The sequence below is a fragment of the Thauera propionica genome, assembly GCF_002245655.1.
Taxonomy (GTDB): Bacteria; Pseudomonadota; Gammaproteobacteria; order Burkholderiales; family Rhodocyclaceae; genus Thauera; species Thauera propionica.
On record NZ_NOIH01000036.1, the window covers coordinates 22,776 to 31,892 of the forward strand.

A 9,117-nucleotide genomic window follows, 5' to 3' on the forward strand; every position below is an offset into this window, starting at 1 on the left:
AAGCTTAACAGGGCTCAGGCGGGCAGCAGCGCGTGGCCGGCGGTGCGCAACGCAATGCCGACGACGGCGCCGAGCGCGGCGGGCTTCCACACGTTCGCCACCCGAGGTCCGGCGGAGATGAGTACGGCGACGCCGGCGACATCCAACGGGTGGATCAGGAAACCGGCGCTGCCATTGAGTGTGGCGATCGTGGTCGCGCCTGACTTCAGCATCTCGTCCATCACGCCCATCATCGCGGTGCCGCCGGCGATGTACTTCGTCAGCGTCAGCAGGATCAGCGCCGGGTCGATGCCGAGGTAGCTCAGCAGCGGCGTCAGCGCGCCGGTCAGGGCGTCGATGCTGCCGGTCGCGCGCAGCGTCATCACCGCCACCAGCGCGAGCACCAGCATCGGGATCGCACCGACGGAGATCTTGAAGGCCTCGGCGCCGGCACGGTTGATCACGTCGAGCACGCCCTTGGCGTCGTCGGCCACGCGGTGGTGCAGGGTTTCGTCGAGCCGGGCCTCGACGGCCGAGAGGTGGCGGCCGAAACCGTGGTAGGTCACTGCCGCTGCGGCGATGCCGCCGACCAGCGACAGCAGCAGCGCCGGGCCGAAGGACAGGCCCATCGCCGCCATCGGGAAGGTGACGTTGGCCTGCGCCATCGCCATCACCATCGCCAGCGTCGCGGCGAGGTGGCGGTCGGAGGCGCCGCGGCTCTCCATCATCGTCAGCGTCGCCATCGGCGCGGCGAAGCTGACGAAGTTGATCTGCAGCGCGGCAAACACGCCCAGCCCGGTCAGGCCCGCCGGGCGCAGCAGCGGGGCCAGACGGGCGACGACCCAGTCGAGCACGCCGCGTGCCTCGAGCATGCGCATCAGCGACAGCATGACCACCATGATGGGCAGCAGGACGAACAGCGACAATTCGACGGCGGAGCGGCCGGCCTGGAGGATGATCTGGGTCAGGAGGTCCATGGTGCGGGGGAGGTGCGCGTCGTGCTGCGCTGCAGTATCGGGCGTTCGATGATAAGGGCTGCGGGCGTCGTGGTCGATGTGGCCTGGTGAGGCGGTCCGCGCTTCGGGCTCAGCCCTCGTTGCCTCGGAACACGTGCACGCCGAAGCTGACCCCGGCCACCAGCAGCACGATGCCCGCGGCCTCGGCTGGCGTCGGCCAGCGCTGATACCAGATGAAGGCATAGAGCAGGGCGGCCAGCGTCTCGAACACGATCAACTGCCCGACCAGCGCGGCGGGCAGCAGGTGGCTGGCCTTGTTCCACAGCAGGGTGCCCAGCCAGGACGCCGCAAGGCCTAGCAGCACGCACATGCCGACGAACAGCCATGGCTGCGGGCCGAGCGGCCAGGCGAAGGCGTGGCCAGGCGTGATCGCGTCCCAGGCTGCGTAGCCGATGCCCGCGAGCACGGCGACCGGCAGGGTGGCCAGGCCCTGTGCCGTCGCCCAGGCGCGCGACAGGCCGGGGCCGCGCGCGCGCAGCCAGCGGCTGTTCCGGATCGGGTACCAGGTCCAGCAGGCGAGTGCGAGCACGGCGAACACCAGCCCCAAAGACTGGCCGCCGGGCAGCGCGGCGCCGGGCTGCTTGCCGCTGTCGCCATGCACGACCAGCAGGCCGGCCAGGATCAGCACCAGCGGCAGGGCCAGGCGCGACCAGCGCACCGCGTCCTCACCGCCGCTGCGACGGTCGATGAGGTTGGCGCAGACGGCGATCACCACCGGCAGGGTGCCGATGATCAGCGTCGGCAGCGGGGCGCCGGCGAGCTGGATCGCGCTGGCCAGCGTGGCGTAATAGAGCAGGTTACCGATCAGGGCGAGCTTGGCGGCCTCGATCCAGTCGGCGCGGTCGAGTTGGGCGAGCGCGCGGCGGTCGAACCAGGCGAGGCCGAGTGCAAGCACGCCGAACGCGAGGTAGCGCCCCACCGCCAGCATGAAGCCGGGGTAATCGCCAAGCAACAGTGGGGTAAGGAAGACCAGGCCCCATAGCAGGCCGGCGCCGAGCGCCGCGACGAGACCGGCCAGCATGGCCTCAGAGCGTCTTGCCGAAGTAGTAGATCGTCAGCACGCCACCGACGCCGATGATGAAGCGGCGCAGCCAGATCGCCGGCACCTTGCGCGCCACCGCTGCGCCCCAGTAGCCGCCGATGGTCGCGGTCACGATCATCACCAGCGTGTGCGGCCACGACACCGCGTTGGCGACCACGAAGGTGGCCACTGCAACGCTGTAGATGATGGCCGACAGCCAGTTCTTCAGCGCGTTGATCTCGTGGACGTCCTTGAAGCCCTGGATCGCGAGCGCGGCGATCATCAGGATGCCCATGCCGGCGCCGAAGAAGCCTCCGTAGATCGAGACCACGAGCTGGAAAATGAAGCCGCCCGGGCCGATGTGGCGTTCATCCGCACCGGAGGGGGTGGGCTTCCAGCGCCTTACCAGCGCGGAGATCTGGGCACTGAAGGCGAACAGCACGGTGGCGACGAGCAGCAGCCAGGGGATCAGCTTCGAAAACGCGGCGTTCGAAGTCGCCAGCAGCAGCAGGCCGCCGGCGATGCCGCCGATGAAGGCGACGATCGACAGCATCGGCAGGCTTTTCGAGAAACGCTTGAGTTCGCGGCGGAAGGCCCAGGCACCGGCCAGGCTGCCCGGCCACAAGGCGACCGAGTTGCTGGCATTGGCGACGACCGGCGGTACGCCGACCGCGAGCAGGGCGGGAAAGGAGAAGAATGTGCCGCCGCCAGCCACCGAATTGACCGCGCCGGCTGCAAAGGCAGCGACGCCGATGAGGGCGATGGAAAATAGATCGAGGCCTGCCATGGGGGCGAACGTGGGAAGGGGCTGGGAAGTTCGGGGGGTGGTCGACGCAGCGCGTCGGTGCCGGGTATGGCGCGGCTGCCGGGGGTAATCCCCCGGCGTCGCGTTCTGATTGGAGCCTGTCTCCTCCGCCCCGAATTGGTGCAGAGTGTAGTGCAGCGTTCCCAGAAAATGAATATGGCTGGAAAAGTTTTTTTTGTGTTTGGAGCAGGCGGCTTGCGCGCGCTGTGGGCGTATGAGTCGATGCGCCGGCAGTGCCGGGCCGCGCGGGTGCCTGCGCGTGCACAACGGCGTTGGCAGTGGTTGAACACGCAGCAGCGATGGGTTATAGTGCGCGCCCTCAGCCGGCATAGCTCAGTTGGTAGAGCAGCGCATTCGTAATGCGAAGGTCGGGGGTTCGACTCCTCTTGCCGGCACCAGCTTCAAGCAGAAAGGCCAGTCTCTCGGGACTGGCCTTTCTGCTTTGCGGGCGTCGTGTGCGGCGATTGTCCGCAGGCGTACCATAGGCTTCCATTTCCACTTGGGCGTTGGCGAGGAGAGAACATGAAGACTTCCGTGGTCCTGACCTTGATCGGGCCCGACCGGCCCGGCCTCGTGAGTGCGGTGGCGGCGCGGGCGAGTGCGGCGGGGGCGAACTGGATGGAAAGCCGCCTGGCACAGCTTGCCGGCAGGTTCGCCGGGGTCGTGCGTCTTGAAGTCGACGCGGCGCGCGCCGCCGAACTTGAAGCCTTGCTGCGCGGCCTGGAGACCGAAGGCCTGCGCGTGGCAGTCGAGCAGGGGAGCAGCCGTCCGGCAGCTGCCTTGCGTCGCGCCCGGCTTGAACTCGTGGGGCATGACCGTCCGGGCATCGTGCGCGACATCTCGATCGTGCTTGCGCGGCACGGGGTCAGCATCGATTCGCTCGAGACATCGTGCGAGAGTGCGTCGATGTCGGGCGAACCGCTGTTCCGTGCCTTGGCCGAGCTCGAGTTCCCGCACGGCGTTGCGCTCGATGCAGTGCGTGACGATCTCGAGGCGCTGGCCAACGAGCTGATGGTGGACCTCGATCTCAACGACGAGGGCGGCAGCGCGAGTGCAGGCTGAACCGGGCGCGCCGAGACGGCGCCTGCCCGACCCCGTCCGGGCTTTGGGGCACCGCAACTTCCGCTATTACTTCACCGGCCAGGTGGTGTCGATCCTTGGCAGCTGGATCCAGCAGGTGGCGATGTCCTGGCTGGTTTATCGCCTGACCGGTTCGGTGGCCTTGCTGGGCATCACGACCTTCGCGGCGCTGGTGCCGATGCTGGTGGTGGGGCCGCTCGCCGGCGCGTGGATCGACCGCCACGACAAGCGCCGCTTGCTGATCATCGTGCAGGGCCTGCTGGCGCTGCAGGCGCTCGTTCTGGCGGCGCTGACCATGCTCGACCTGGTCGGCCCCGCGCTGCTGGTGGGGATGTCGGTGCTGCTCGGCGTGCTCAATGCCTTCGACACGCCGCTGCGCCAGTCGCAGATCAACAGTTTCGTCGACGACCGTGCCGATCTGCCGAACGCACTGGCGCTCAACGCCATGGCGTTCAACGTCGGGCGTTTCTTGGGTCCGCCGCTGGCTGGCCTGCTGCTGGGGCTGACATCCGAGGCCTTCTGCTTCGTGCTCAACGCGTTGTCGTTCTCGGCGCTGGCCTTCGGCGTGTGGCGGATCCGCGTGGCGGCGTCGCCCCGCGCCACCGGCAGCACGGCCTCGGTGTTTCGCGAAGGCCTGGGCTACGTGTGGGCCGAGTATCCGATCCGCACGCTGATTCTGATCCTGGCGACCGCCAACCTCACTGCATCGAGCTACGCCGTGCTGTTGCCAGTGTTCGCGAAGGATGTGTTTGCCGGCGATGCGCGCACGCTCGGCATGCTTTGGGGTGCAGCCGGCGGTGGCGCCTTCCTCGGGACGGTCTTCCTCGCCACGCGCAAGCACCTGCCCGGACTGGTCAGCGTGGTCGTCAGCGGGGCCGCGATCAGTGCGTTGGGTCTGCTGCTGTTCTCCTACAACCGGATCCTGCCTGTCTCGATGTTCGCGATGGGTATGGTGGGATTGGGCATCTCCATCGGCAACGTCGCCACCAACATGCTGCTGCAGACGTTGGCGCCAGACCGCCTGCGCGGGCGGGTCGTATCCTTCTTCAGCTCGACACGTTTCGGGTTCGATGCGATTGGCGGGTTGCTGGCGGGTCTGCTGGCGGCGCAGATTGGCGTGCAGCGCGCGATGCTGCTCGAGGGCGTCGTGCTCGCAGTGTTCGTGATCTGGACGCTTCGCGTTCGCGGCCGGTTGCGCGACGAAGTGGTCCGGCGCGTCTGAATCCGGGCGCAGCCCGACCTCACTGGCCGGGCTGCGGGGCTGCATGCACCGCGGGTTTGTATTGACGTTAACGTTAACGTGAACTATTTTCGCGGGCTAGGTTTCAATCAATCGATAGAGCGAGGGGTTTAGCGATGCAGATCGAGAACGGCGTATTCGTGGTGACCGGTGGCGGTTCGGGCCTGGGCGCGGCAACGGCACGCATGCTGGTCGAAGGCGGCGGCCGCGTTGTGCTGGCCGACGTCAATCGTGAGGCGGGCGAGGCGGTCGCGGCCGAACTCGGCGCGGCGGCGGCTTTCGTGATGACCGACGTGACGGACGAGGCGAGCGCCAAGGGAGCGATCGACCGTGCGGTGTCGGGCTTCGGCGGGCTGAACGGGCTCATCAACTGCGCTGGCGTGGCGCCGGCCGAGAAGGTGGTGGGGCGCGAGGCGCCGCACCGGCTCGAGTCCTTCGCGCGCACGGTGTCGATCAATCTGATCGGCACCTTCAACATGATCCGCCTTGCGGCCGACGTGATGAGCAAGGCTGCGCCGAACGATGGCGGCGAGCGCGGCGTGATCGTCAGCACCGCATCGGTTGCGGCCTTCGACGGCCAGATCGGCCAGGCGGCCTACGCCTCGTCGAAGGCCGGGGTGGTTGGCCTGACCCTGCCGGTGGCGCGCGAGCTGTCGCGCTTCGGCATCCGCGTCATGACGATCGCGCCGGGCATCATGGAAACGCCGATGCTGATGGGCATGCCGCAGGAAGTGCAGGACTCGCTGGGCAAGATGGTTCCGTTCCCGTCGCGCCTGGGCAAGCCCGCCGAGTTCGCCGGACTGGTGCGCCACATCATCGAGAATGCCTATCTCAACGGCGAGGTGATCCGCCTCGACGGCGCGATCCGCATGGCGGCGAAGTAATCGCCGCATCGCCGCGACCCGAGGTTGCGTCCGCATGCCGCAGCATGTTGCGGCGCAATGGCCGGGGCGGGGGAAATGTGCTAAAAACGGCTCTCCCGATTCGACCGCCCCGCAAGGATTGTCCTTGCGGGGCGGCTTTGCATTGCTGCCGATGACTGCTGCCGACCTGAGCGCTGCCACGACCCAAGACGCGGTCGACACCGATTGTTATCACTGCGGTCTTCCGATTCCGCCCGAGACGCGCCACTACGTTCGCATCGATGGGCGCGAGCGAAGGATGTGCTGTGTCGGCTGCGAGGCGGTGGCGCAGTCCATCGTCGATAACGGCCTTGTTGACTACTACCGTCACCGCGACGCGATGCCCGAGACCCGGCGCGAGGCGATGCCGGTCGAACTGCAGGAGCTCGGTCTTTTCGACCATCCCGATTTCCAGAAGAGCTTTGTCCGCCCGGTGGGTGAGCACGAACGCGAGGCCTCGCTGATCCTCGAAGGCATCACCTGTGCGGCCTGCGTGTGGCTGAACGAGAAGCACGTCGCCCGCCAGGACGGTGTGTCCGCGGTCGAGATCAACTACGCGACGCGGCGCGCTCGGGTGCGCTGGGACGAGCGCAGGATCAAGCTCTCCGACATCCTTGGGGCCATCCAGGCGATCGGCTACCGCGCCTATCCCTACGATGCCGAGCGTTCCGAGCAGATCGCCGATCGCGAGCGGCGCTCGATGCTGTGGCGAGTGTTCGTCGCCGGCTTCGGCATGATGCAGGTGATGATGTACGCGTTCCCCGTCTACGTGGCGGGCGAGGGCGACATGACCTGGGACATCGAGCAACTGCTGCGCTGGGCCAGCCTGCTGCTCACCCTGCCCGTCGTGCTGTATTCGGCCGCGCCCTTCTTCCAGCGTGCCTGGCGCGACGTACGCCTGCGCCGGCTGGGCATGGACGTGCCGGTGGCGGTTGGGGTGGGCAGTGCCTTCCTCGCCAGCCTGTGGGCGACGCTGACCGACGGGCCCGAGGTGTATTTCGACTCGGTCACGATGTTCGTCTTCTTCCTGCTCGGTGGCCGCTATCTGGAAATGATCGCGCGCCAGAAGGCGGTGCGCGGCGTCGAGGAACTGGGCAAGGTGCTGCCGTCCTTCGCCGAGCGCATCGCCGGGTGGCCGGCGCAGACCGCGGGCGACCGGGTGCCGACGGCGCAGCTCGAGGCGGGTGACATCCTTCGGGTGCGCCCGGGCGAGGTCATTCCGGCGGACGGTGTCGTCGTCGATGGCGTCGGCGAGGTCAATGAAGCGCTGCTGACCGGCGAGAGCGTGCCGATTCCAAAACGCGCGGGCGACAGCCTGACGGGCGGCAGCATCAACGTGTCCTCGCCCTTGCTGCTCCGGGTGGAACAGGTGGGCGACGGGACTCGGCTCGCCGCGATCCGTCGTCTGATGGAGCGCGCGGCGACCGAGAAGCCTCGCGTCGCCACGCAGTCGGACAAGGTGGCGGCGTGGTTCATCGTCACGCTGCTGGTGCTGGCGTCCATCACCGGCGTGGCCTGGTATTTCATCGACAGCGATCGTGCGCTGTGGGTGTTCGTGTCGGTGCTGGTGGTGGCCTGTCCCTGCGCACTGTCGCTGGCAACACCGACGGCGCTCACGGTGGCGACGGACGCCATGGCGCGCATGGGCGTGCTGGTCACGCGCGGCCACGCCATCGAGACGCTCGCCCACGCCAGCCATTTCGTGTTCGACAAGACAGGGACGCTGACCCATGGCCGGATGCGGCTCGAGGAGGTACTGCCGCTCGGCAGTCGCGACGCCAACGAGCTGGTGGCGATCGCGGCCGCAATCGAACAGGGTTCGGAGCATCCCGTCGCGGCGGGCTTGCGGGAGGCTGCGGCCGGATTGGCCTTGCCCGAGGTCGCGGGACTCCGAGCCGAGACGGGCCAGGGCATGCAGGGGTTGATCGACGGCGGACGGGTGTGGATCGGCCGCCCCCAATACGTGGCCGATGCGGCAGGACTCCCGCAGTCGAAGGCGCTCGACGTCTTTTCTGCCGCGGGCGGAACGGTGGTGGCGCTGGCGACGGAAGACGGCTGGCTCGGCGCCTTCCGCCTTGCCGATACCCTGCGCGAGGAGGCACCGGCGCTGGCGCGGCGCCTTGCCAACGAGGGCACGGCGGTCTCGGTGCTGTCGGGTGACTCGCCGGCCGTCGTGGCCTCGGTCGCGGCTTCGCTCGGCGTTGGCGACGCGCACGGCGGCATGACGCCGCAAGGCAAGCAGGCCTGGATTGCCGAGCGGCAGCAGGATGCCCGGGCGATCGTGGCGATGGTCGGCGATGGTGTCAATGACGCGCCGGTGCTCGCGCAGGCCCATGTGTCGGTGGCAATGGGCGGTGGCACGGATCTCGCGCGCAATCAGGCTGACATCGTGCTTCTGAGCGAGAATCTCGCCAGCCTCGGCCGTGCGATCGACCTCTCGCGCAAGACGCTGCGAATCATCCGCCAGAACCTGTGGTGGTCCTTTACCTACAACTTCACTTCGGTGCCGCTCGCGATGGCTGGGCTGGTCACGCCGTGGATGGCCGGCATCGGCATGGCAGCCAGCTCGCTGCTGGTGGTGCTCAACGCGATGCGCCTGCAGCGCGTGCCGCGTGGCGAGTAAGCCTGGATCGCGGAGACGATATGGAAAGCCTCTACATTCTGATCCCCATCTCGGTCGTGCTGGTTTTCATCATCGGCGTGCTGTTCTGGTGGTCGCTGCGCAACGGGCAATACGACGACATGGAGGGGCCGGCGTACAGGATGCTGATGGACGACCGTGACGAAGGGCGGCCGGGGGCGGACGAGGCGGCAACGCCACAGGTGGGACGAGGTGCCGACGCGAAGAAGCGCGACTGATCGAGGTTGCGCCGCCCGTCTGGGGGCGGCCCGATGTTGACTTAAGTCAACTCCGGGCTTTGGCGAATAGGCATACTGACGGCATTGGTATTGAGCAGTCCTGAGCGAAGGTGCTCGTGCCGCCGGTTTTTTGTCTCTCTGTTGGGGTTGGGGGTGCGTTCATTCGCACCCTTTTTTTTGGTTCATCGCGCCTTTCCGGGGAAGGCGGCCTTGAT

Annotated in this window: 8 protein-coding genes and 1 tRNA gene; 6 read left to right on the top strand and 3 right to left on the bottom strand. The window is 67.7% G+C overall.

Translation table 11 applies throughout. From position 1 onward, the window contains the following. Positions 1-14: 14 nt before the first annotated feature. From CGK74_RS17745 to CGK74_RS17755, 3 genes are all read right to left on the bottom strand, one after another. The gene (locus CGK74_RS17745; RefSeq protein WP_094269716.1) at positions 15-956 is read right to left on the bottom strand and encodes a nucleoside recognition family protein; all 942 of its coding nucleotides are present in this window, start codon (positions 954-956) and stop codon (positions 15-17) included. A 109-nt stretch (positions 957-1,065) separates the two neighbouring features. Continuing rightward, the gene (locus tag CGK74_RS17750; RefSeq protein WP_094269717.1) at positions 1,066-2,016 is read right to left on the bottom strand and encodes a DMT family transporter; all 951 of its coding nucleotides are present in this window, start codon (positions 2,014-2,016) and stop codon (positions 1,066-1,068) included. 4 nt (positions 2,017-2,020) lie between these two features. Further along, on the bottom strand, positions 2,021-2,803 hold the full coding sequence (locus tag CGK74_RS17755) for a sulfite exporter TauE/SafE family protein (RefSeq protein WP_094269718.1): 783 nt from the start codon (positions 2,801-2,803) through the stop codon (positions 2,021-2,023). Between the two features lie 340 nt (positions 2,804-3,143). Between CGK74_RS17755 and CGK74_RS17760 the strand changes: the two genes are divergently transcribed. The 6 genes from CGK74_RS17760 to ccoS all read left to right on the top strand — a co-directional run bounded on the left by CGK74_RS17760 (position 3,144) and on the right by ccoS (position 8,902). Beyond that, positions 3,144-3,219: transfer RNA gene (locus CGK74_RS17760), tRNA-Thr, on the top strand. Positions 3,220-3,343: 124 nt separating this feature from the next. After that, positions 3,344-3,883, top strand: a complete 540-nt coding sequence (locus CGK74_RS17765) for a glycine cleavage system transcriptional repressor (protein ID WP_094269719.1) — start codon at positions 3,344-3,346, stop codon at positions 3,881-3,883. After that, on the top strand, positions 3,873-5,123 hold the full coding sequence (locus CGK74_RS17770) for an MFS transporter (RefSeq protein ID WP_094269720.1): 1,251 nt from the start codon (positions 3,873-3,875) through the stop codon (positions 5,121-5,123). The genes CGK74_RS17765 and CGK74_RS17770 overlap by 11 nt, the downstream gene beginning before the upstream one ends. Before the next feature lie 134 nt (positions 5,124-5,257). Next, positions 5,258-6,025, top strand: coding sequence for a 3-hydroxyacyl-CoA dehydrogenase (locus CGK74_RS17775; RefSeq protein ID WP_094269721.1), 768 nt, complete (start codon positions 5,258-5,260; stop codon positions 6,023-6,025). 151 nt (positions 6,026-6,176) lie between these two features. Further along, positions 6,177-8,666 carry a heavy metal translocating P-type ATPase gene (locus tag CGK74_RS17780; protein WP_094269722.1) on the top strand — a complete coding sequence of 830 codons (2,490 nt, stop codon included), beginning with the start codon at positions 6,177-6,179 and terminating at the stop codon, positions 8,664-8,666. A 20-nt stretch (positions 8,667-8,686) separates the two neighbouring features. After that, positions 8,687-8,902 (top strand): cbb3-type cytochrome oxidase assembly protein CcoS, encoded by a 216-nt coding sequence (ccoS, locus tag CGK74_RS17785; protein WP_094269723.1) that lies wholly within the window; start codon positions 8,687-8,689, stop codon positions 8,900-8,902. Positions 8,903-9,117 lie beyond the last annotated feature (215 nt).